Genomic DNA, 21,852 nt, shown 5'->3' on the forward strand with positions numbered 1-21,852 from the left:
GGGTGCGTCGTAGTGTCGGGCGCGTCGCAGTGTTTCAAGCGTCGTAGTCTCAAGCGCGCATGCGTGACCGTCGCGCGTCCGAGAGCGTCTTTTCAGGAGCGGCCCGACCCGTGAACACAGCCCCACGCGCGGGTAACACGCCAGGACCAGCGGGCCCACGCCAGGCGCGTGAACTGCTCCGGGTGGCGTTCGGGCCGTCACTGGTCGCATTGGTCGTCATCGCGGCGGTGGTGCTGCTGCAGCTTCTGATCGCCAACAGCGACATGACCGGTGCGCTCGGTGCCATCGCGAGCATGTGGCTGGGTGTGCATCAGGTGCCGGTGTCCATCGCGGGCAGCGCACTCGGGGTCATGCCGCTGCTTCCCGCTCTGGCCATGGTCTACGGCACGGCGCGCACGACCGCGGCCGCGGTGACCCACACGTCCTGGTTCGTGACGCGCTGGGTTGTGGCGTCGGCGCTGGGTGGGCCTCTGCTGATCGCGGCGCTGTGCCTGGCGGTGATCCATGACGCCGCGTCGGTGCTGACGGAGCTGCAGACACCGGACGCGTCGCGTGCCTTCGCCAGTGTGCTGACCGTGCACCTGCTGGGGGCCGCGCTGGGCGTCGGCACCCGGATGGGCCGGCGCCTGCTGCGCCCGCCGTTGCCGGCGTGGTTGCCCGACGCGTTCCGCGCCGCGGGCGTCGGTGTGCTGGCCCTCTCGGCTCTGTCCGCGGCGGTGGTGGCGGGCTCGCTCGTCGTGCACTGGTCGACGATGCACGACCTCTACTCGATCACCGACTCGCTGTTCGGGCAGCTGAGCCTGACCGTGCTCTCGCTGCTGTACCTGCCCAACGTCGTGGTCGGCGCCGCCGCCGTCGCGGTGGGCTCCAGCGCGCACGTCGGCTTGGCCACGTTCAGCGCCTTCACCGTCCTGGGCGGTGACGTGCCGGCGCTGCCCGTGCTGGCCGCCGTACCGACCCCGCCGCTCGGCCCGGTCTGGGTGGCGCTGCTGATCGTCGGCGCGGTGTCCGGGGTCGCGCTAGGCCAGCAGTGCGCACGCCGCGCGCTGCCGCCGGTGCAGGCGCTGGCCAAGGTGGTGGTGGCCTCGGCCCTCGGAGCGGCGGCGATGGCGCTGCTGGGGTACGCGGGCGGCGGACCGCTGGGCAACTTCGGCGACGTCGGGGTCGACCATGCCACGTTCGGACCTGCGGTCTTCGTGTGGTTCGCCGGCATCGGGGCGCTGACCGTCGCCATGTCGGGCGGCTTCACGCCCCGGGTGCGCAGGCCCAAGCCCGTCGTCGAATCCGGCACCCTCGCGGAGGACGCCGACGATGACGAGCCGGCCTACGCCGAACTCGAATCGGATTCCGACACCGTCGTGATCGTCTCGGAGCGCGTCGACACCGAGCCCGACGTGTCGCCGCCACCGGTGCGCGAAGAACTCGCGGCCGTAGACCTTCCGGGCGAGCATGACGATCCCGAGGACCATTTCGTGGCCGACGACGACATGCGTTCGGGCCGCGACGGCACCACCCACTAGGCTTCCAGCCGTGCAGCCACCGGTCCGGGTTCCCCCGAGTGCGCCGTCGCGGCTCGTGGTCCTCGCTTCCGGCACCGGCTCCCTGCTCGCGTCGCTGCTCGAGGCCGCGGTCGGCGACTACCCCGCGCGTGTGGTCGCCGTCGGCACCGACCGCGACTGCCGTGCGTTGGAGATCGCGGAGCGGGCGGCGGTTCCGACGTTCACCGTGCCGCTCCGCGCCCACCCCGACCGCGCAGCATGGGACACCGCGATCACCGCGGCGACGGCAGCGCACGAGCCCGATCTGGTGGTCTCGGCGGGCTTCATGAAAATCCTTGGTCCGGCGTTTCTTTCGCGGTTCCCGGGGCGGGTGGTCAACACCCACCCGGCGCTGCTTCCCGCCTTCCCCGGCGCGCACGCCGTCGGTGACGCGCTCGCCTACGGCGTCCGGGTGACCGGGTGCACCGTCCATCTCGTCGACGCGGGCACCGACACCGGCCCGATCGTCGCGCAGCAGGCGGTGCCCGTGCTCGACGGCGACGACGAGGCCACCCTGCACGAACGGATCAAGGTGATCGAACGAGAACTCCTGGTGGATGTCCTGGCGGCGCTGGCCACCCGCGGCGTCACCTGGACGGGACGAAAGGCGACCATAGGATGAGCGACACCGACGGCAGGCGGCGTATCCGCCGCGCCCTGATCAGCGTGTACGACAAGACCGGGCTCGTGCCCCTGGCTCAGGGCCTGCACGAGGCGGGGGTCAGCATCGTCTCGACCGGTTCGACTGCGAAAACCATTGCCGACGCCGGTGTTCCGGTGACCCCGGTGGAGGACGTGACCGGATTCCCCGAGGTGCTCGACGGTCGGGTGAAGACGCTGCATCCCCGCGTTCACGCCGGGCTGCTGGCCGATCAGCGTAAACCCGAACATGTTTCGGCGCTCGAGGACCTCGGCGTCGAGGCGTTCGAGCTGGTCGTGGTCAACCTGTATCCGTTCACCCAGACGGTGAATTCCGGGGCCGGTGTGGACGAGTGCGTGGAGCAGATCGACATCGGCGGCCCGTCGATGGTGCGCGCCGCGGCGAAGAACCATCCCAGCGTGGCGGTGGTCGTCGAACCATTGGGCTACGACGGTGTGCTGGCCGCGGTGCGTGCCGGCGGATTCACGCTCGCCGAGCGAAAGAAGTTGGCGTCACTGGCTTTCCGTCACACCGCGGAGTACGACGTCGCGGTGGCGTCATGGATGGAGTCGGTGCTGGCGCCCGAGGACGCCGCCGAGGACGGCGCAGCCACGCTGCCGCCGTGGTTCGGGGCGACGTTCCGGCGCACCGCGGTGCTTCGCTACGGCGAGAACCCGCACCAGCAGGCGGCCCTCTACAGCGACGACGGCGGCTGGCCGGGTCTGGCGCAGGCAGAACAGTTGCACGGCAAGGAGATGTCGTACAACAACTACACCGACGCCGACGCGGCGTGGCGCGCGGCGTTCGACCACGAGGACACGTGCGTGGCGATCATCAAGCACGCCAACCCCTGTGGCATCGCGGTGTCGTCGGTGTCGGTCGCCGATGCGCACCGCAAGGCCCACGAATGCGACCCCCTCTCGGCGTTCGGGGGCGTGATCGCCACCAACACCGAGGTCAGCGTCGAGATGGCCGAGACGGTGGCGGGAATCTTCACCGAGGTGATCGTCGCGCCCGCCTACGAGCCGGGCGCGGTGGAGGTGCTGCGCGGCAAGAAGAACATCCGCATCCTGGTGGCGTCGGAGCCGCAGCCCGGTGGCACGGAGTTCCGTCAGGTGAGCGGCGGCTTGCTGGTGCAGCAGCGCGACGCGGTGGACGCCTCGGGCGACGATCCGGCGAACTGGACGCTGGCCACCGGCACGCCGGCGGATCCGTCGGTGCTCGCTGATCTGGTGTTCGCGTGGCGGACCTGCCGGGCGGTCAAGTCGAACGCGATCGTGATCGCCAAGGACGGCGCGACGGTCGGCGTCGGTATGGGCCAGGTCAACCGCGTCGACGCGGCGCGTCTGGCCGTGGAGCGGGCCGGGGATCGCACGCAGGGGGCTGTCGCGGCCTCCGATGCGTTCTTCCCGTTCCCCGACGGGCTGCAGACGCTGACGCGGGCCGGTGTGACGGCGGTGGTCCATCCCGGCGGTTCGATGCGCGACGACGAGGTCACCGCGGCTGCCGCGGAGGCGGGCATCACGCTGTACCTGACCGGAGCGCGTCACTTCGCGCACTGACGATCACCGCGACTGCGCGCAAAATGCCTGCGTGAGGTGGTGTGTTGCGTGCAGACCCGCGCGCTCGCGGGGAACAGTCGTAGCGTGGAGTGGTGACTTCAGCTTTTCAACCCTCGCCCGCCACTGCAGACATGCCCCGGACCGTCGGCGAGCTGCGCGCCTCCAGGCATCAGGAGCGCAGCGTCAAGGCCGAGATCCGGGAAAACCTGCTCGCCGCGCTGAGCTTGGGAGCCACTGCCGAACAGATCTGGCCGGGCATCCTCGGCTTCGACGACACCGTGATCCCGCAGCTGGAACGGGCGTTGATCGCCGGCCACGACATGGTGCTCCTGGGTGAGCGCGGGCAGGGCAAGACACGCCTGCTGCGCGCGCTGAGTGGACTGCTCGACGAGTGGACGCCGGTGATCGCCGGCGCGGAACTGGGCGAGCACCCCTACAGCCCCATCACGCCGGAATCGATCCGGCGGGCCGCCGACTCCGGCGACGACCTGCCGATCGCGTGGCGGCACCGCAGTGAGCGTTACACCGAGAAGCTCGCCACCCCCGACACCAGCGTGGCCGACCTGGTCGGCGACATCGACCCGATCAAGGTGGCCGAGGGCCGCAGCCTGGGCGATCCGGAGACGATCGCCTACGGTCTGATCCCGCGTGCGCACCGCGGCATCGTCGCGGTCAACGAGCTGCCAGACCTCGCCGAGCGCATCCAGGTCGCGATGCTCAACGTGATGGAGGAGCGCGACATCCAGGTTCGCGGCTACACGCTGCGGTTGCCGCTCGACGTCCTCGTCGTCGCGAGCGCCAACCCCGAGGACTACACGAACCGCGGGCGCATCATCACCCCGCTGAAGGACCGCTTCGGCGCGGAGATCCGCACCCACTACCCGCTCGAGCTCGACGCCGAGGTCGGCGTGATCACGCAGGAAGCGCATCTGGCCGCCGAGGTGCCGCCCTACTTGATGAGCATCCTCGCCAGATTCGCTCGCGCACTGCGCGAATCGACCGCGATCGATCAGCGCTCCGGTGTCTCGGCCCGGTTCGCGATCGCCGCGGCTGAGACCGTCGCCGCATCCGCCCGGCATCGCGCCGCGCTGCTCGGCGAACAGGATCCGGTGGCGCGCGTCGTCGACCTCGGCACCGTGATCGACGTGCTGCGCGGCAAGCTGGAATTCGAATCCGGCGAAGAGGGACGCGAGCAGGCAGTGCTCGAACACCTGCTGAGGCGCGCCACCGCCGAGACCGCCCAGCGGCTCCTCGGCGGTATCGACGTCGGTCCGATCGTCACCGCGGTCGAGAACGGCTCGCCCGTCACGACAGGGGAGCGGGTGTCTGCACGCGAGGTGCTCGCCGCACTGCCCGAGGTGCCCGCCGTCGCGGAGATCCAGCGCCGCCTCGAGGCGAGCACCGACGGGCAGCGGGCAGCGGCGATCGAGCTGGCGCTCGAGGCGCTCTATCTGGCCAAGCGGATCGACAAGGTGTCCGGAGAGGGCGAAACCATCTATGGCTAAACGACTGTCGCGGTACTCGCGATACACCGGCGGACCTGATCCGCTGGCCCCTCCGGTCGACCTGCGTGAGGCCCTCGAAGCCATCGGGCAGGACGTCATGGAGGGCACCTCGCCACGGCGCGCGCTGCAGGAACTGCTGCGGCGTGGGTCCAAGAACATGCCAGGCGCCGACAAGCTGGCCGCAGAGGCCAACCGTCGTCGTCGAGAGCTGTTGCAGCGCAACAACCTCGACGGCACACTGGCCGACATCAAGAAGCTGCTCGACGAGGCGGTGCTCGCCGAACGCAAAGAGTTGGCGCGGGCGCTCGACGACGACGCGAGATTCGGTGAGCTGCAGCTGGAATCGCTGTCGCCGTCGCCGGCCAAGGCCGTCCAGGAGCTCTCGGAGTACGACTGGCGTTCCCCGGAGGCCCGGCAGAAGTACGAGCAGATCAAGGACCTCATGGGCCGCGAGATGCTCGATCAGCGTTTCGCCGGCATGAAGGAGGCGCTGGAGAACGCCACCGACGAGGATCGCCAACGCGTCAACGACATGCTCGACGACCTCAACGACCTGCTGGACAAGCACGCCAAAGGCGAAGACGATCAGCAGGACTTCGAGAACTTCATGGCCAAGCACGGCGAGTTCTTCCCCGAGAACCCGCGCAACATCGACGAGCTGCTCGATTCGCTGGCCAAGCGGTCGGCGGCCGCGCAGCGCTTCCGCAACAGCCTGTCCGAACAGCAGCGTGCCGAGCTGGACTCGCTGGCACAGCAGGCATTCGGGTCGCCGTCATTGATGAACGCGCTCAACCGGCTCGACGCGCATCTGCAGGCCGCGCGGCCCGGGGAGGACTGGAACGGGTCGGAACGCTTCTCTGGAGACGACCCGATGGGCATGGGCGAGGGTGCCCAGGCGCTGGCCGACATCGCCGAGCTCGAGCAGCTCGCCGAGCAGCTTTCACAGAGCTATTCGGGTGCCTCCATGGACGATGTCGACCTCGACATGCTGGCCCGTCAGCTCGGCGACGAGGCTGCGGTGAACGCGCGCGCGCTGGCCGAACTCGAACGTGCACTGATGAACCAGGGCTTCCTCGATCGGGGTGCCGACGGGCAGTGGCGGCTCTCGCCGAAGGCGATGCGTCAGCTGGGCCAGACCGCGCTCAGGGATGTGGCCCAACAACTCTCGGGTCGGCACGGCGAACGCGACACCCGCCGTGCCGGTGCGGCCGGGGAGCTGACCGGTGCGACTCGGCCGTGGCAGTTCGGTGACACCGAGCCGTGGAACGTCACGCGCACCCTCACCAACGCTGTCTTGAGAGAGGCGGGCACTGGTGAGCGCGCGGGAGCCATCAGCCTCACCGTCGAGGACGTCGAGATCTCAGAGACCGAGACACGTACGCAGGCCGCGGTCGCGCTGCTCGTCGACACCTCGTTCTCGATGGTGATGGAGAACCGCTGGCTGCCGATGAAGCAGACCGCGCTGGCGCTCAACCATCTCGTCAGCACCCGGTTCCGCTCCGATGCGCTGCAGATCATCGCGTTCGGGCGCTACGCGCGCACGGTGACCGCGGCCGAGCTGACCGGTCTGGAGGGTGTCTACGAGCAGGGCACCAATCTGCATCACGCGCTGGCGTTGGCCACCCGTCACCTCCGCAGGCATCCGAACGCGCAGCCCGTCGTCCTCGTCGTCACCGACGGTGAGCCGACCGCCCATCTCGAGGACTTCGACAGGAACGGAAGTCCCGCGGTGTTTTTTGATTACCCGCCGCACCCCCGCACGATCGGCCACACCGTCAAGGGCTTCGACGAGGTCGCGCGGCTGGGCGCGCAGGTGACGATCTTCCGGTTGGGTAGTGACCCGGGCCTGGCTCGGTTCATCGATCAGGTCGCCCGCCGGGTGGGCGGTCGTGTCGTGGTGCCTGACCTCGACGGGCTCGGCGCGGCGGTGGTCGGCGACTACCTGGGGTCGAAGCGGCGACGCTGACCGCCGATCGGACGTAGGCCTCAGGCCTTACGCCTCTTCCGTTTGACAGTGACGCTGCCCCACAGAGCGAACCCGGAGATCCGCACACAGGGCGCACCCGGAGCGCCTTCGCCCTCGATGCTGTGCTCGAAGCTGCCCATCACCGACACACCGCGCAGGTCGACGTTCACTTCCGGCGGCACCAGGATGGTCTGGCCGCCCATGATCGTGTAGGTGCGGATCTCGACGTCGTGTGCGGTGAAGTCGGCGTAGCGCAGGTCCACGACGCCGCCACCCCAGAACGCGACGGTGGTCAGCCGCTTCGGGACGTTCCACCGGCCGCGCCGCTCGTAGCCCGACAGGATCGCCAACAGGGTGCTCGACGGTGCGGGGCGGCACGTGCCGCTGCGGCCGCGGGTGATCGCACCCGGCAGATCAGCAGACAGCCGATCGAGTTCATCGCAGGTCTGAGCCGCATACGCCCTCGCCAACCGGGCTTCGTACTCCGTCACGCCGATCGTTCCCGAGGCTGCCGCGTCGGTCAGCAGTTGCGCGACCTGGATGCGATCGGTGTCGGCAGCGCGCATCGAGCGGCTCCGTGACGCGGGGCTGCTCATCGGGCCTTCCTGCTACGTCCGCACATCGCCACCAGGTTACGACGATCGGCGGTACATGCAAGGTCCGTGGCCAAACTGTGAGCTGTCAGTTGATCCAGCGAGGCTTGCGCTTCTCCAGGAACGCGAGGATGCCCTCGCGGGCCTCGTCGGAGACGAACAGCGCCGCCGAGCGCTGCGTCAATGCTTCGGCGCGACGGTCGAACTCCTCGAGGATCGCGGCCGTGGTCAGCGCCTTCGATTCGGCCAGCCCCTGCGGTGAGCCCTGCGCGATCGCCGCCGTCAGGTCGTCGACGGCGGCCGCGACGTCTGCAGTGGCGACGGTGACCAAGCCCATCTGCTCGGCCTCCGTCGCGCCGAACTTCTCGCCGGTGACGAAGTAGCGACCGGCGGCGCGGGAGGTCATCTTCGGCAGCAACGTCAGCGAGATGATCGATGGAGCCACCCCGATGCGGGCCTCGGTCAGCGCGAACGTGCTGGCGGTGCCGGCCACCACGATGTCGCAGGCGCCGATCAGACCGAGCCCGCCGGCACGGACGTGTCCGTCGACGGCGGCGATGACGGGAAGCGGGCACGTCAGGATCTGGCGCAGCACCTGCGTCATCTCCCGGGCCCGGTCGAGCGCCAGCTCGGAGGGATCGCGGCCTGCGGCCTCGGCCAGGTCTGCACCCGCGCAGAACGTCCCGCCCGTATGGCCGAGCACGACGACCCGCACCTGCGCGTCCGCTGCGGCCCGCTCGAGGCCCTCGCGCAGTTGGGCGACCAACGCCGTCGACAGCGCGTTGCGGTTGTGCGGTGAGTCGAGGGTCAGCCGGGCGACCGCGCCGTCGCCCTCGTAGGACACCAGCATCAGTAAGACCGGGGGAGCCCGAGCGATGTCTGCGCGATGAAGTTCAGCACCATCTCCCGGCTGACGGGTGCAATGCGGGCCAGCCGCGAGGCGGTCAGCACCGAGGCGATGCCGTACTCCTTGGTGAGCCCGTTGCCGCCGAGACACTGCACTGCCTGGTCGACGGCGCGCACCGACGCCTCGCCGGCGGCGTACTTGGCCATGTTCGCCGCCTCGGCCGCGCCCACGTCGTCACCGGAGTCGTACAGGCTGGCCGCCTTCTGCATCATCAGCTTGGCGAGCTCGACCTCGATGTGGTTCTGCGCCAGCGGGTGGGAGAGCCCCTGATGCGCGCCGATCGGCGTCTTCCACACCTGCCGGGTCTTGACGTAGTCGACCGCCTTGTCGATCGCGAAGCGGCCCATCCCGACCGCGCTCGCCGCACCCATGATGCGCTCGGGGTTCAGCCCCGCGAACAGCTGCGCGATCGCGGCGTCCTCAGAACCGACGAGCGCGTCGGCAGGCAGGCGGACCTCGTCGAGGAACACCTGGAACTGGAACTCGGGGCTGACGATCTCCATCGGGATCTTGGTGAAGCTGAATCCGGGAGTGTCGGTCGGCACGACGAACAGCGCGGGCTTCAGATTGCCCGTCTTGTGGTCGGCCGTGCGGCCGACGACGAGCACGGCCTGAGCCTGGTCGACGCCGGAGATGTAGACCTTCTGGCCTGAGAGGATCCAGTCGCTGCCGTCGCGCCGCGCCGTGGTGGTGATGCGGTGGGAGTTGGAGCCGGCATCGGGCTCGGTGATCGCGAAAGCCATCGTGATCGTGCCGTCGGCGATGCCGGGCAGCCAGCGCTGCTTCTGCTCGTCGGTGCCGTACTTGGCGATGATCGTCCCGTTGATCGCAGGCGACACCACCATCATCAGCAACGCCGAACCCGCTGCCGACATCTCCTCCATGACCAAGCTGAGCTCGTACATGCCTGCGCCGCCGCCGCCGTACTCCTCGGGCAGGTTCACCCCGATGAAGCCGAGCCGGCCTGCCTCGGCCCACAGCTCGTCGGTGTGCTGGCCGGCGCGCGCCTTCTCCAGGTAGTAGTCCTGCCCGTAGTTGGCGGCCATCGCGCCGACCGCTTTGCGCAGGGCCTGCTGTTCTTCGGTCTCGACGAATCCGGTCATGACGCCTCTCCTGAATCGACTCGCGCCAGTACGGCGCCCACTTCCACCTGCGTTCCCGCGGTGACGTTGAGTTCGGCCAACACACCGTCGGCCGGCGCAGCGATGGTGTGCTCCATCTTCATCGCCTCCAGCCACACCAGCGGCTGGCCCGCGGTGACGGCGTCGCCGACGGCGGCCCCGACCCGCAGCACCGAGCCGGGCATCGGGGCGAGCAGCGAGCCGTGCGCGACGGCATCGGCCGGATCGGGGAACCGCGGCAGCGCCGTCAGGTGGACCGCCGCGTTGGGCGAGTCGACGTACACGTCGTGTCCGCGGGAGCCGTAGCGGCTGACGGTGAACGGACGGTCCACGCCGGCCACTCTCAGCACCACCTGGTCCGGCGTCGCCGTCACCAGCGTGACGTCGTCGCGATCCGCGATCCGCACGCCGTCGCGCGTGAAACGGTAGGCCACGTCATGGGTGGTGTCCTCGTCGTCGACGTAGCTCTTCGTCTGCCAGCCCGACGCGAGGTTGCGCCATCCGCTCGGGATGCCTGCGAACACCGTTGCGGTCCTGCGGTTGTGCGCGGCATCGGCCAACGCCGCAGCGATGGCCGACAGCTCCGTCGTCGCGGTGTCGGCCACCGGTGCGGCGAGCTCGGCGAGGCCATGAGTGTCGAAGAACGCGGTATCGGTGGCGCCGGCCAGGAACGCCGGGTGGCGCAGCACGTTGACCAGCAGGTCCCGGTTGGTGCGCACACCGTGCAGCTGGGTGCGGGTCAACGCATCGGCCAGCAGTGCGGAGGCCCGCTCCCGGGTGGGCGCCCAGGAGATGACCTTCGCGATCATCGGGTCGTAGAACACCGAGATGACCGAGCCGTCGCCCACCCCGGAGTCGAGGCGCACACCCGGCCGGTCGAGCAGCTCGAAATGCTTGACCGCCGAGGCCACGTCGACTCGGTGCACGGTGCCCGCCTGCGGTTGCCAGTTCTTGGCGGGGTCCTCGGCATAGAGGCGCGCTTCGATGGACGAACCCGACGAGGCCGGCGGGTGCGGGCCCAGCGGCGCCCCGTCGGCGACCGCGAGCTGCAGCTCCACCAGGTCCAGGCCGGACGTGAGCTCGGTGACCGGGTGTTCGACCTGCAGGCGGGTGTTCATCTCCAGGAAGAAGAACTCTCCGCCGTCTTTCGTCGAATCCGAGGCAGCCATGAATTCGACGGTGCCTGCGCCGGTGTAGCCGATCGCGGTGGCAGCCAGCCGGGCCGCCTCGAAGAGCTTGTCCCGCATGCCCGGTGTGCGCTCCACCAGGGGTGAGGGCGCCTCTTCGATGATCTTCTGGTGGCGGCGCTGAATCGAGCACTCCCGCTCACCGACCGCCCACACCGTGCCTTGCGCGTCGGCCATCACCTGCACCTCGACGTGATGGCCCGCCTCGAGGTAGCGCTCGCAGAAGACCGTGGGGTCGCCGAACGCCGACTCGGCTTCTCGTCGGGCGCCATCGACGTGCGCGTGCAGCTCGGCGAGATCACGCACCACGCGCATACCCCGGCCACCACCGCCGGCTGAGGCCTTGATCAACACCGGCAGCATCTCGGCGGTCACCGTGTCGGGGTCGAGTTCGTCGAGCACCGGCACGCCCGCCGCGGCCATCATCTTCTTCGCCTCGATCTTGGAACCCATCGCAGCCACGGCGGCCACGGGCGGGCCGATCCACGTCAGGCCGGCGTCGATCACCGCGGCCGCGAAATCGGGGTTCTCCGAGAGGAATCCGTAACCGGGATGAACGGCGTCGGCGCCGGCAGCCCGTGCGGCGGCGATCAGCTGGGCGGTGTCCAGGTAACCGCGGGTGCCGTCGAGGCGCACCCGAACGTCGGCTTCGGCGACGTGGGGTGCTTCGGCATCGGGTTCGGTGTAGACCGCGACCGTGCCGATACCCAGCCGCCGGCAGGTGGCGAACACCCGCCGCGCGATCTCGCCACGGTTGGCGACCAGAACTCGAGTGATCATCGCTCGCCCCTTCTCGCGTTTTCGGCGTGGTTGTCTGCGCTCAGCGACGACGAGCACGCCGAAATCGCACTCATGGGGGCCCTCACATCCGGAAGACGCCGAAATTCGACGTCCCCTCGATCGGTGCGTTGGCGATCGCCGACAGGCACATGCCCAACACCGTGCGGGTGTCGCGCGGATCGATGACGCCGTCGTCGTACAGCCGCCCGGACAGGAACATCGGCAGCGACTCGGCGTCGATCTGCGCCTCCACCGCCGCGCGCAGAGCGGCGTCGGCAGCCTCGTCGACATCCTGACCGCGGGCCTGCGCCGCGGCCCGGCTCACGATCGACAGCACGCCCGCCAATTGGGCGCCGCCCATCACCGCCGACTTCGCGCTCGGCCAGGCGAACAGGAAGCGCGGGTCGTAGGCGCGTCCGCACATGCCGTAGTGGCCCGCGCCGTAAGAGGCGCCGATGAGCAGCGACAGATGCGGCACGGTCGAATTGGAGACGGCGTTGATCATCATCGAGCCGTGTTTGATCATGCCGCCCTCCTCGTACGCCTTGCCCACCATGTAGCCGGTGGTGTTGTGCAAGAACAACAGTGGCGTGTTTGATCGGTTGGCCAATTGGATGAACTGCGTGGCCTTCTGCGACTCCTCGCTGAACAGCACGCCGCGCGCATTGGCGAGGATGCCGAGCGGGAACCCGTGCAGCGTGGCCCATCCCGTCACGAGCGAGCCGCCGTAGAGCGGCTTGAACTCGTCGAACTCCGAGCCGTCGACGATGCGGGCGATCACCTCGCGCGGATCGAACGGGATGCGCAGATCCGGCGGCACGATGCCGAGCAGTTCCTCGGAGTCGAACACCGGCTCGACGTACGGCCTCGGCGCCGGTCCCTTCTTGCGCCAGTTGAGCCGAGCCACGATGCGGCGGCCGATGCGCATCGCATCGAGCTCGTCGACGGCGAAGTAGTCCGCGAGACCTGATGTGCGGGCGTGCATCTCGGCCCCGCCGAGGGACTCGTCGTCGGACTCCTCGCCGGTGGCCATCTTCACCAGCGGAGGGCCGGCCAGGAACACCTTCGAGCGGTCCTTGATCATCACGACGTGATCGGACATCCCGGGGATGTAGGCTCCACCCGCGGTGGAGTTACCGAACACCAGCGCGATTGTCGGGATGCCCGCCGCCGACAGCCGGGTCAGGTCGCGGAACATCTGCCCGCCAGGGATGAAGATCTCTTTCTGTGTGGGCAGATCCGCACCGCCCGACTCGACCAGCGAGATCACCGGCAAACGGTTCTCGAAAGCGATCTGGTTGCCACGGAGGATCTTTCGCAGCGTCCACGGATTGCTGGTGCCGCCCTTGACGGTGGGATCGTTGGAAACGATCAGGCATTCGACGCCCTCGACCGCGCCGATGCCGATGACGACGCTCGCTCCGACCGTGAAGTCGCTGCCCCACGCGGCGAGTGGGCTCAGCTCCAGGAAGGGCGAGTCGGGGTCGACGAGCGCCTCGATGCGTTCGCGCGCGGTCATCTTGCCGCGGGCGTGGTGGCGGCTCACGTATTTCTCTCCGCCGCCTGCCAGCGCTTTGGCGTGCTCGGCGTCGAGCTCGGCGAGCTTGATCGCCATCGCATCGGCGGCCTCGCGGTAGGCGGGGGAACGGGGATCGAGTGTCGAGTGGAGCGTCACGCCTGGAAGCCCAGCGTCTTGGCGGCCAGCGAGGTCAGGATCTCGGTGGTGCCGCCGCCGATGCCGAGGATGCGCATGTCGCGGTACTGGCGCTCGATCTCCGATTCGGCCATGTAGCCCATGCCCCCGAACAGTTGAACCGCCTGGTTGGCCACCCATTCACCCGTCTCGACAGCGGTGTTCTTGGCGAAGCACACCTCGGTGATCAGGTTGGTCTCGCCCGCGATCTGGCGTTCCACCACGTGCCGGGTGTAGACCCGCGCGATGTCGATGCGCCGCGCCATCTCGGCCAGCGTGTTCTGCACCGACTGCCGCGCGATCAACGGCTTGCCGAAGGTCTCGCGGTTGCGGCACCACTCGACGGTGAGGTCGAGGCAGCGCTGCCCGCTGGCGTAGGCCTGCGCGGCGAGGCCGACGCGTTCGGAGACGAACGCCGCGGCGATCTGGAAGAAGCCGCTGTTCTCGGCGCCGACGAGGTTGGCGACGGGGACGCGGACGTCGGTGTAGGACAGTTCGGCCGTGTCGGAGGAGCGCCAGCCCATCTTGTCGAGCTTGCGGCTCACCTCGAAACCGGGCGTGCCCTTGTCGACGACGATCAGGGACACCCCCGCCGCGCCCGGGCCGCCGGTGCGCGCCGCGGTGACGACGAAGTCGGCCCGCACGCCCGAGGTGATGTAGGTCTTGGCGCCGTTGATGACGAACTCATCGCCCTCTCGGACTGCCCGGGTGGTCAGGTGCCCGACGTCGGAGCCGCCGCCCGGTTCGGTGATGGCCAGCGAGCCGATCTTCTCGCCGCGCAGTGTCGGCCGCACGTAGGTCTCGATGAGGCGCTCGTCGCCGGAGGCGATGATGTGAGGCACCGCGATGCCACAGGTGAACAGCGAAGCGAACACGCCGCCGGGTGCTCCCGCCTGGTGCATCTCCTCGCAGATGACCAGCGCGTCGCCGCCGTCGCCGCCGTCGCCGCCGGCCGTCTCCGGGAAACCGGCGCCCAGCAGCCCTGCCGCGGCTGCCTTGCGGTGCAGATCTCGAGGGAGCTCGCCGACGCGTTCCCATTCGTCGACGTGGGGGAGTACTTCGCGTTCGGCGAAGGCGCGCACCGTCTTTCGCAGGTCTTCACGTTCCGGTGTGGTCCAGATGCTCACGACAGCAACTCCTCGGGGATATCGATGGTTCGGCTGCGCAGCCATTCACCCAGCCCTTTGGCCTGGGGATCGAAACGCGCCGCGGACGCGACGCCCTGGCCCAGGATGTCGTCGATCACGAAATTCACGGCCCGCAGGTTGGGCAGCAGGTGGCGGGTCACCGGTAGGTCGGCCGCCTCAGGAAGCAGCTCGCGGAGCTTGTCGACGGTCAATGCGGATGCGAGCCAGCGCCATTGATCGTCGGTCTTCACCCAGACACCGACGTTCGCGCTGCCGCCCTTGTCCCCGCTGCGGGCGCCGGCGATGGTGCCCAGCGGCACCCGCCGCGTCGCGCCGGCGGGACTCGGCTCTGGTGGCTCGACCTCGGGAACCGGTTCGAGTTCGCGTGTCTGCGCGGCCGGTGCGATGTTCACGCGGGTGCCATCGGGGTGCACGGCCACGTGGGGCACCTGCGCGGCCGGTACGTGACCGGCAGTGAAGACGCCGTAGACCTGACCGTCACCGGGCGGGGTGGTGCTCGTGAAGCCGGGGTAGCTGGCCAACGCCAGTTCGACCGCAGCTGCGGAGAATCGGCGGCCCACCGCGGCAGCGTCGGGGTCGCGCGCCACACAGCTCAACAGGGCGCTGGCGGTCTGTTCGGTGTCGGCGTCGGCGTGGTCGGTGCGGGCCAGGGACCACTGCATCTCCGCCGGCCGGACGGTCAAGCTCGCCTCGAGCTGACGGCGTACGAGCTCAGCCTTGGCCTCGATGTCGAGCCCGGTCAGTACGAACGTCATCTCGTTGCGGAAACCACCGAGGCTGTTGAGGCTGACTTTCAGGGTCGGTGGCGGAGGCTCACCGGTGACGTCGCTGACGCGCACCCGGTCGGGTCCGTCGTCGGTCAGCGTGATCGAGTCGACCCGCAGTGTGGCGTCAGGATTGGCGTAGCGGGCTCCGCCGATTTCGTAGAGCAGTTGCGCGGTGACTGTGCCTACGGTGACGGCGCCGCCGGTGCCCGGGTGTTTGGTGATGACGGACGAGCCGTCGGCGTGGATCTCGGCGATCGGGAAGCCGGCGTGGTCCAGGTCGGCGATCTCGGTGAAGAAGGAGTAGTTGCCGCCGGTGGCCTGGGTGCCGCATTCGATGATGTGGCCGGCGGCGATCGCGCCGGCGATGCGGTCGATGTCGTCGCGCTGCCACCCGAAGTGCGCTGCCGCGGGACCGACGATCACCGATGCGTCGGTGACGCGGCCTGTCACCACGACGTCGGCGCCCGCGTGCAGGCAGTCTGTGATGCCCCACGCGCCCAGGTACGCGTTGGCGGTCAACGGTTGGCCCAGACCGAGCTCGCCGGCGCGGGGGAGCAGGTCGTCGCCCTCCACGTGCGCGACGGCGACAGTGATCTGGAGGCGCTCGGCCAGGTCACGGATGGCGGTGGCCAGGCCCGCGGGATTGAGGCCGCCGGCGTTGGCCACGATGCGCACGCCGCGGTCCATGGCAAGGCCGAGGCATTGTTCGAGCTGGCGCAGGAACGTCTTGGCGTAGCCCCGATCTGGGTCCTTCATCCGGTCGCGGCCGAGGATGAGCATGGTCAGCTCGGCCAGATAATCGCCGGTCAGGTAGTCGAGCTCGCCGCCGGTGAGCATCTCGTGCATGGCCGAGAGCCGGTCGCCGTAGAAGCCCGAGCAGTTCCCTATCCGGACGGGATCGCGGTCCGACACCGACCTCACGCACTCTCCCGTCGCTCCAGTGGGCAGAGCGCCCAACCAACCGGTAGGTTAACGGGTACCGGCGGTAGCACGTCAAGACCTGACCGCGTGTCGCCCGTGGCGGGATCCGCGGAGTTTGGAACCCGCCGAGCTCACCGGTTATCCTGGACACCAATTGCCCGCGTCCGGTACGCCCGGGCCTGCAGGCAGTACCGATGTCCGTGGGTAATCCGATGGACACCCCGAAACAGATGGAGCTCGATCATGGCTGTCCCGAAGCGCAGGATGTCGCGTGCGAACACCCGGAGCCGGCGCGCGCAGTGGAAAGCCACGGCCACCGGGCTCGTGGGCGTGACCGTTGCAGGTCAGCAGCGCAAGGTGCCGCGGCGTCTGCTCAAGGCAGCGCGTCTCGGTCTCATCGACCTGGACCGTCGCTAACCGTCACGACGCGTAGCGGAAACATTCAGGTTTCATCGGCGCGGCTCTCAGCACTCTCTCAGACACGGGGTTGAGACTGTGCCGGTGCGCATACTCGTCGTCGATGATGACCGCGCGGTCCGCGAATCGCTGCGCCGCTCCCTGTCTTTCAACGGCTACTCCGTGGAGTTGGCCCAGGACGGCCGCGAAGCACTGGACCTGATCGCCACAGCTCGTCCCGACGCTGTCGTGCTCGACGTGATGATGCCGCGCCTCGACGGGCTCGAGGTGTGCCGACAGCTCCGCAGTACCGGCGACGATCTGCCGATCCTCGTGCTGACGGCTCGCGATTCCGTGTCCGAGCGGGTGGCAGGCCTGGATGCGGGCGCCGACGACTACCTGCCCAAGCCGTTCGCGCTCGAAGAGTTGCTGGCGCGCATGCGGGCGCTGCTGCGCCGCACCACGCTCGACGATTCGAGCGAATCGGCTGCGTTGACGTTCGCCGACCTCTCGCTGGATCCGGTGACCCGTGAGGTCACCCGAGGTGAGCGTTCGATCAGCCTCACCCGCACGGAGTTCGCGTTGCTCGAGATGCTCATCGCCAACCCCCGTCGGGTGCTGACCCGCAGCCGCATCCTCGAAGAGGTGTGGGGCTTCGATTTCCCGACCTCGGGCAACGCGCTCGAGGTCTACGTCGGGTATCTGCGCCGCAAGACCGAGGCCGAGGGCGAGCCGCGGTTGATCCACACTGTGCGGGGCGTCGGCTATGTGCTTCGGGAGACCCCACCCTGATGCAGCCGCACCCCGATGTCGCATGGCCGGGACAACCTCAACAGCCACCGGCCGGCAGTTCGGTGTCGCTGCGCTGGCGCGTGATGCTGCTGGCGATGTCGATGGTTCTGATGGCTGTCGTGTTGATGGGTGTCGCCGTTTACGCCGTGGTGTCCCGAGCGCTCTACGACGACCTCGACAGCCAGCTGTTCAAGCGCGCTCAACTTCTCGTGGAGAGCGGCTCGCTCGAAGTCGACCCGGGTAAGGCCATCGAAGCGACGGCGTATTCGGACATGAACGCGCGGCTGGTCATCCCCGGCCGGGCCGGGTATCGGACCTCGGACAACATTCCGGTCGGGCAGCCCGAAAAGGACGTCATCGCAGGCAATTTGGGAATGTCGCTGCGCACCGTGGGTCACCAGCGGGTGTTCGCCGTACATTTCGCGAACGGCTCGTCGCTCCTGCTCTCGAAGAGCCTGGGGCCGACCGGCGATCTTCTCAAGAAGCTGGGGACGGTGCTGTTCTGGGTCGGCGGGATCGGGGTCGCGATCGCCGCCATCGCGGGTGGGATGGTGGCCACCGCAGGCCTGCGACCCGTGGCTCGATTGACCCAGGCGGCCGAACGTGTCGCGCGCACCGACGACCTTCGCCCAATCCCCGTGGTCGGTCACGACGAATTGGCCAGACTCACAGAGGCTTTCAACATGATGCTGCGGGCGCTGGCCGAGTCACGCGACCGCCAGGCCAGGCTGGTCACCGACGCGGGTCACGAACTGCGCACGCCTTTGACCTCGCTGCGCACCAACGTCGAACTGCTGATGGCGTCGATGCGGCCGGGTGCCCCGCGTATCCCGGAAGACGAGATGGCCGACCTGCAGGCCGACGTGATGGGGCAGATCGAGGAATTGTCCACGCTGGTGGGTGATCTGGTGGATCTCACCCGTGAGGACGCCGGCCGCGTGGTGTACGAGGTCGTGGAGATCGCCGACGTCATCGATCGCTCCTTGGAGCGGGTTCGCCGTCGCCGCAACGACATCGAGTTCGACGTCACCGTCACGCCCTGGCAGGTGTACGGCGATGCGGCCGGGCTGGGGCGGGCGGTTCTCAATCTTCTGGACAACGCAGCCAAATGGAGCCCCCAGGGCGGCCGGGTCGGTGTCCAGATGAGGCAGGTCGACGCCAACCACGCGGCGTTGGTCGTGTCGGACAACGGACCGGGAATCCCCTCCCACGAACGAGATCTCGTGTTCGAGCGGTTCTACCGGTCCACTGCGGCGCGGGCGATGCCGGGTTCAGGACTGGGATTGGCGATCGTCAAGCAGGTGGTGGCCAAGCACGGCGGAACTCTGCTCGTCACCGACGCCGTCCCCGGCGGCGATCCGCCAGGGACATCGGTGCACATGGTGTTGCCCGGCCGGCCGTCCACGGCGGTGGACACGACGGCGACACGCGCATCGTGATTCCCGTGGTGACGCGTGTCACCAGCGACGATCTTCGCGTGAGCGCGGCAGAATCTGGGCGTGTACCGAAGCGAATCTCAGGGCACTCTCAGCCCAGGTGGGCACTCTGGATGCCACACACTTCGTTGGTGAAGTAGACCACCCCTACTCGAGGAAGACACTGCATCGACATGACCAACCATCCGAGGTACTCACCGGGGCCGCATCCGGGTCAGCAGCCCGGAATGGCTGGCCAGGCGCCGCAGGGTCAGGTCGGCCCCCAACGGTCCGGTGCCCATGAGCAGCCCGGCTACGACTGGCGGTACGCGACGGAGCAGCAGCGGCAGGCCTACCGCTCGCCCTACGATCCCTACCCCGGCGCGCCCATGCCCAACCCCTACCAGCGGCCCGGTTTTCCGCCGGCCCCTGCGGCCCCTAAAAAGCGTTCGCGCGCAACGGGTCTCGTCACGGGAGCGGTGGCCATCGCGATCGTGTCGGCGGGCATCGGTGGTGGTGTCGCGACTCTGATACATCCGGCCCACAGTTCTACCGGGTTCAGCGCGTCAGGTGCGGCGCCGAGTCAGCCGGCCGCGAGCGTGCCCAACGGCTCGGTGGAGCAGGTCGCGGCGAAGGTGGTACCGAGTGTGGTCAAGCTCGAGGTGAACGAGGGCCGCCAGTCCGAAGAGGGCTCCGGCGTCATCCTGTCCACCGACGGGCTGATCCTGACCAACAACCACGTGGTCGCCGCGGCGGCCGGTCCGGGCGGCCCGGAAACCAAGGTCACGTTCGCCGACGGCCGGACCGCTCCGTTCGACATCGTGGGTACCGATCCCGGTAGCGACATCGCGGTGGTGCGTGCCAAGGGTGTCTCGGGCCTGACTCCGATCGCGATCGGATCGTCTGCGAACCTGCGGGTCGGTCAGGACGTCGTCGCGATCGGATCACCGCTGGGCCTGGAGGGCACGGTGACGACGGGCATCATCAGCGCGTTGAACCGCCCGGTCGCCGCCGGCGGTGACGCGCAGAACCAGAACACGGTGCTCGACGCCATCCAGACCGATGCGGCGATCAACCCGGGCAACTCGGGCGGCGCGCTGGTCAACATGAACGGTGAGCTGGTCGGGATCAACTCGGCCATCGCCACCATGGGAGCCGATTCCGGAGCGGCGCAGGGCGGCTCGATCGGTCTGGGATTCGCGATCCCGGTCGATCAGGCCAAGCGGATCGCCGACGAACTGATTCAGACGGGCAGCGCGACCCGCGCCTCGCTCGGCGTCCAGGTGGGCAACAACGCCGGCGGGGACGGGGCCAAGATCGTCGAGGTGACGCCGAACGGCGCGGCATCTTCGGCCGGGCTTCCCGCGGGCGTTACGGTGACCAAACTCGACGACCGGGTGATCGACAGCGCTGATGCGCTCGTGGCTGCGGTGCGGTCCAAGGCGCCGGGCGACAAGGTGACGCTGACGTATCTGGATCCGTCCGGCAAGCCGCAGACCGTCGACGTGACGCTGGGTAAGGCGGCACAGTGAGGGTGGTTCACGGCTCGCCGCATTTGACGCTGCGAGTGGCTGCGACGTCGTCGGTGCCGACATATACGGTTGTCCCCATGGAACAGCCCAATACGTTGGTCGGCCGGGCTCTCGTCGTCGTCGTCGACGACCGCTCCGCGCACGGAGACGAGGAGGACCATAGCGGGCCTCTGGTCGCAGAACTGCTCGGCGAGGCCGGGTTCGTCGTCGACGGCGTCATCGTGGTGTCCTCCGACGAGGTCGAGATTCGCAACGCACTCAACACTGCCGTGATCGGCGGCGTGGACCTCGTGATCTCGGTCGGTGGCACGGGCGTGACGCCGCGCGAGGTCACCCCGGAGGCGACACGCGATCTGCTCGACCGGGAGCTCCTCGGCATCGCCGAGGCACTGCGCGCGTCGGGCCTGGCGGCGGGCACCGCTGATGCGGGACTGTCGCGTGGACTCGCCGGCGTGTCTGGCAGCACGCTGGTGGTCAACCTCGCGGGGTCTCGCGCCGCCGTCCGTGACGGCATGGCCACCCTCGGGCCCCTGGCCGCGCACATCATCGCGCAGCTATCCAGTTTGGAGATCTAATCGCCGTGGGCTGGCAGCAGCTAGTCCGCATGCGGGCCGGAGGAGCTTCCTCTCCGGCCCGCTTTGGTATGCGCGTACGGCGTGTTCGACCTGCAGTGTTAACGCCGGGTGAACTGCAGTCTCCGCTGCGATGTGATGTTCGTCACATAGGATGGGCTCAATGACCGATCACCCCCGCCCGTCGCGGGATGTAGTTAACAAGATCTTCGGCGACACATTGCCTGAGATGCCGACCGGCGAGCGCGACCCCGACCACCCGGGGGAGGGCACCGATCGGGACAGCTGGCTGCGCGACAACATTCCGCCCCATCACAGTGATCACGGCTGACCTGTAGGTTCACCACAGCTGCAGTACAGGAACGTGGTGTAACGCCTGCGCCGCCTGTGACGAAGACGTTGGTGCGGGGTCAAGATCAGCGACGGTGTTCTTCGGCCAACCCCCGTCGTCGCAAGGAGGGGGCCGCCGACTCTCGAGGAGTCGTCAGCAAACGATGGCCGCAGCGCGCATCTCGCGACACCACACAGACGTACGCGTTGCCGGTCGGATGCCTCCTCGTTATGTTCCTCTCGTCAAAACGATGAGTGATTCGTAAGAACAAAATGTGAGCTTTTTAATTCCACTCACATGAAGTTCTCGCGAGGTGTGTGGTGTAGCGGTACGGCCAGGCACGAGCAACCGGTGCCCCGACACGGGGACCCGTTCTACTGAGCAAGGGAGAACATGAAGGCAATCAGTCGGGTGCTGATCGCGATGGTCGCGGCCATCGCAGCGTTGTTCGTGAGCACTGGCACCTCTCACGCAGGGCTGGACAAT

General features: G+C 68.6%; 18 protein-coding genes and 1 pseudogene. 12 read left to right on the top strand and 7 right to left on the bottom strand.

The window, feature by feature from the left end:
• Positions 1-59: 59 nt before the first annotated feature.
• The 5 genes from ACZYYX_RS14600 (at position 60) to ACZYYX_RS14620 (ending at position 7,211) form a co-directional block, all read left to right on the top strand.
• The gene (locus ACZYYX_RS14600; RefSeq protein WP_463815233.1) at positions 60-1,520 is read left to right on the top strand and encodes a cell division protein PerM; all 1,461 of its coding nucleotides are present in this window, start codon (positions 60-62) and stop codon (positions 1,518-1,520) included.
• A gap of 10 nt (positions 1,521-1,530) precedes the next feature.
• Positions 1,531-2,160, top strand: coding sequence for a phosphoribosylglycinamide formyltransferase (purN, locus tag ACZYYX_RS14605; protein ID WP_463815234.1), 630 nt, complete (start codon positions 1,531-1,533; stop codon positions 2,158-2,160).
• A complete protein-coding gene (gene purH, locus ACZYYX_RS14610) occupies positions 2,157-3,740 on the top strand; it encodes a bifunctional phosphoribosylaminoimidazolecarboxamide formyltransferase/IMP cyclohydrolase (RefSeq protein WP_463815235.1) in 1,584 nt (527 codons plus the stop codon). The genes purN and purH overlap by 4 nt, the downstream gene beginning before the upstream one ends.
• 131 nt (positions 3,741-3,871) lie before the next feature.
• A complete protein-coding gene (locus tag ACZYYX_RS14615; protein WP_463815805.1) occupies positions 3,872-5,245 on the top strand; it encodes a sigma 54-interacting transcriptional regulator in 1,374 nt (457 codons plus the stop codon).
• Positions 5,238-7,211 (top strand): vWA domain-containing protein, encoded by a 1,974-nt coding sequence (locus tag ACZYYX_RS14620; protein WP_463815236.1) that lies wholly within the window; start codon positions 5,238-5,240, stop codon positions 7,209-7,211. Before ACZYYX_RS14615 ends, ACZYYX_RS14620 begins: the two co-directional genes overlap by 8 nt.
• Before the next feature lie 20 nt (positions 7,212-7,231).
• On the opposite strand, the gene ACZYYX_RS14625 is transcribed toward ACZYYX_RS14620, so the two are convergent.
• The 7 genes from ACZYYX_RS14625 to ACZYYX_RS14655 all read right to left on the bottom strand — a co-directional run bounded on the left by ACZYYX_RS14625 (position 7,232) and on the right by ACZYYX_RS14655 (position 16,319).
• Positions 7,232-7,807, bottom strand: coding sequence for a DUF1707 SHOCT-like domain-containing protein (locus tag ACZYYX_RS14625; RefSeq protein ID WP_463815237.1), 576 nt, complete (start codon positions 7,805-7,807; stop codon positions 7,232-7,234).
• 85 nt (positions 7,808-7,892) lie between these two features.
• Entirely contained in the window at positions 7,893-8,654 is a 762-nt protein-coding gene (locus tag ACZYYX_RS14630; RefSeq protein WP_463815238.1) for an enoyl-CoA hydratase family protein, read from the bottom strand.
• A complete protein-coding gene (locus tag ACZYYX_RS14635; protein WP_463815240.1) occupies positions 8,654-9,814 on the bottom strand; it encodes an acyl-CoA dehydrogenase family protein in 1,161 nt (386 codons plus the stop codon). The genes ACZYYX_RS14630 and ACZYYX_RS14635 overlap by 1 nt, the downstream gene beginning before the upstream one ends.
• The gene (locus tag ACZYYX_RS14640) at positions 9,811-11,799 is read right to left on the bottom strand and encodes an acetyl/propionyl/methylcrotonyl-CoA carboxylase subunit alpha (RefSeq protein ID WP_463815241.1); all 1,989 of its coding nucleotides are present in this window, start codon (positions 11,797-11,799) and stop codon (positions 9,811-9,813) included. Before ACZYYX_RS14640 ends, ACZYYX_RS14635 begins: the two co-directional genes overlap by 4 nt.
• 82 nt (positions 11,800-11,881) lie before the next feature.
• The gene (locus tag ACZYYX_RS14645; RefSeq protein WP_463815806.1) at positions 11,882-13,414 is read right to left on the bottom strand and encodes an acyl-CoA carboxylase subunit beta; all 1,533 of its coding nucleotides are present in this window, start codon (positions 13,412-13,414) and stop codon (positions 11,882-11,884) included.
• A gap of 56 nt (positions 13,415-13,470) precedes the next feature.
• Positions 13,471-14,619, bottom strand: coding sequence for an acyl-CoA dehydrogenase family protein (locus tag ACZYYX_RS14650; RefSeq protein WP_463815242.1), 1,149 nt, complete (start codon positions 14,617-14,619; stop codon positions 13,471-13,473).
• Positions 14,616-16,319 carry an acyclic terpene utilization AtuA family protein gene (locus ACZYYX_RS14655; protein WP_463815807.1) on the bottom strand — a complete coding sequence of 568 codons (1,704 nt, stop codon included), beginning with the start codon at positions 16,317-16,319 and terminating at the stop codon, positions 14,616-14,618. Before ACZYYX_RS14655 ends, ACZYYX_RS14650 begins: the two co-directional genes overlap by 4 nt.
• 252 nt (positions 16,320-16,571) lie before the next feature.
• On the opposite strand from ACZYYX_RS14655, the gene rpmF reads away from it, so the two are divergent.
• The 7 genes and pseudogenes from rpmF to ACZYYX_RS14690 form a co-directional block, all read left to right on the top strand.
• Entirely contained in the window at positions 16,572-16,745 is a 174-nt protein-coding gene (rpmF, locus tag ACZYYX_RS14660) for a 50S ribosomal protein L32 (protein WP_048632975.1), read from the top strand.
• Positions 16,746-16,829: 84 nt separating this feature from the next.
• Positions 16,830-17,516 (top strand): response regulator transcription factor, encoded by a 687-nt coding sequence (locus ACZYYX_RS14665; RefSeq protein WP_463815243.1) that lies wholly within the window; start codon positions 16,830-16,832, stop codon positions 17,514-17,516.
• The gene (locus tag ACZYYX_RS14670) at positions 17,516-18,955 is read left to right on the top strand and encodes a HAMP domain-containing sensor histidine kinase (protein WP_463815244.1); all 1,440 of its coding nucleotides are present in this window, start codon (positions 17,516-17,518) and stop codon (positions 18,953-18,955) included. The genes ACZYYX_RS14665 and ACZYYX_RS14670 overlap by 1 nt, the downstream gene beginning before the upstream one ends.
• A 170-nt stretch (positions 18,956-19,125) precedes the next feature.
• A complete protein-coding gene (locus ACZYYX_RS14675) occupies positions 19,126-20,463 on the top strand; it encodes a S1C family serine protease (protein ID WP_463815245.1) in 1,338 nt (445 codons plus the stop codon).
• 29 nt (positions 20,464-20,492) lie between these two features.
• A complete protein-coding gene (locus ACZYYX_RS14680) occupies positions 20,493-21,038 on the top strand; it encodes a MogA/MoaB family molybdenum cofactor biosynthesis protein (RefSeq protein ID WP_463815808.1) in 546 nt (181 codons plus the stop codon).
• Positions 21,039-21,198: 160 nt separating this feature from the next.
• On the top strand, positions 21,199-21,366 hold the full coding sequence (locus ACZYYX_RS14685) for a hypothetical protein (protein WP_463815246.1): 168 nt from the start codon (positions 21,199-21,201) through the stop codon (positions 21,364-21,366).
• A gap of 393 nt (positions 21,367-21,759) precedes the next feature.
• A pseudogene (locus ACZYYX_RS14690) lies at positions 21,760-21,852 on the top strand (MspA family porin); the annotation flags it as partial.

The sequence above is a fragment of the Mycobacterium sp. IDUB_1 genome (genome assembly GCF_055419625.1).

Excerpts from the sequence above, each read along its gene's own strand:
- ACZYYX_RS14640 (WP_463815241.1), bottom strand. The coding sequence starts at position 11,799 with ATGATCACTCGAGTTCTGGTCGCCAACCGTGGCGAGATCGCGCGGCGG.
- ACZYYX_RS14670 (WP_463815244.1), top strand. The coding sequence starts at position 17,516 with ATGCAGCCGCACCCCGATGTCGCATGGCCGGGACAACCTCAACAGCCA.
- purH (WP_463815235.1), top strand. The coding sequence starts at position 2,157 with ATGAGCGACACCGACGGCAGGCGGCGTATCCGCCGCGCCCTGATCAGC.
- ACZYYX_RS14625 (WP_463815237.1), bottom strand. The coding sequence starts at position 7,807 with ATGAGCAGCCCCGCGTCACGGAGCCGCTCGATGCGCGCTGCCGACACC.
- rpmF (WP_048632975.1), top strand. The coding sequence starts at position 16,572 with ATGGCTGTCCCGAAGCGCAGGATGTCGCGTGCGAACACCCGGAGCCGG.
- ACZYYX_RS14600 (WP_463815233.1), top strand. The coding sequence starts at position 60 with ATGCGTGACCGTCGCGCGTCCGAGAGCGTCTTTTCAGGAGCGGCCCGA.
- ACZYYX_RS14630 (WP_463815238.1), bottom strand. The coding sequence starts at position 8,654 with ATGCTGGTGTCCTACGAGGGCGACGGCGCGGTCGCCCGGCTGACCCTC.
- ACZYYX_RS14675 (WP_463815245.1), top strand. The coding sequence starts at position 19,126 with ATGACCAACCATCCGAGGTACTCACCGGGGCCGCATCCGGGTCAGCAG.
- ACZYYX_RS14685 (WP_463815246.1), top strand. The coding sequence starts at position 21,199 with ATGACCGATCACCCCCGCCCGTCGCGGGATGTAGTTAACAAGATCTTC.
- ACZYYX_RS14620 (WP_463815236.1), top strand. The coding sequence starts at position 5,238 with ATGGCTAAACGACTGTCGCGGTACTCGCGATACACCGGCGGACCTGAT.
- ACZYYX_RS14635 (WP_463815240.1), bottom strand. The coding sequence starts at position 9,814 with ATGACCGGATTCGTCGAGACCGAAGAACAGCAGGCCCTGCGCAAAGCG.
- ACZYYX_RS14645 (WP_463815806.1), bottom strand. The coding sequence starts at position 13,414 with ATGGCGATCAAGCTCGCCGAGCTCGACGCCGAGCACGCCAAAGCGCTG.
- ACZYYX_RS14615 (WP_463815805.1), top strand. The coding sequence starts at position 3,872 with ATGCCCCGGACCGTCGGCGAGCTGCGCGCCTCCAGGCATCAGGAGCGC.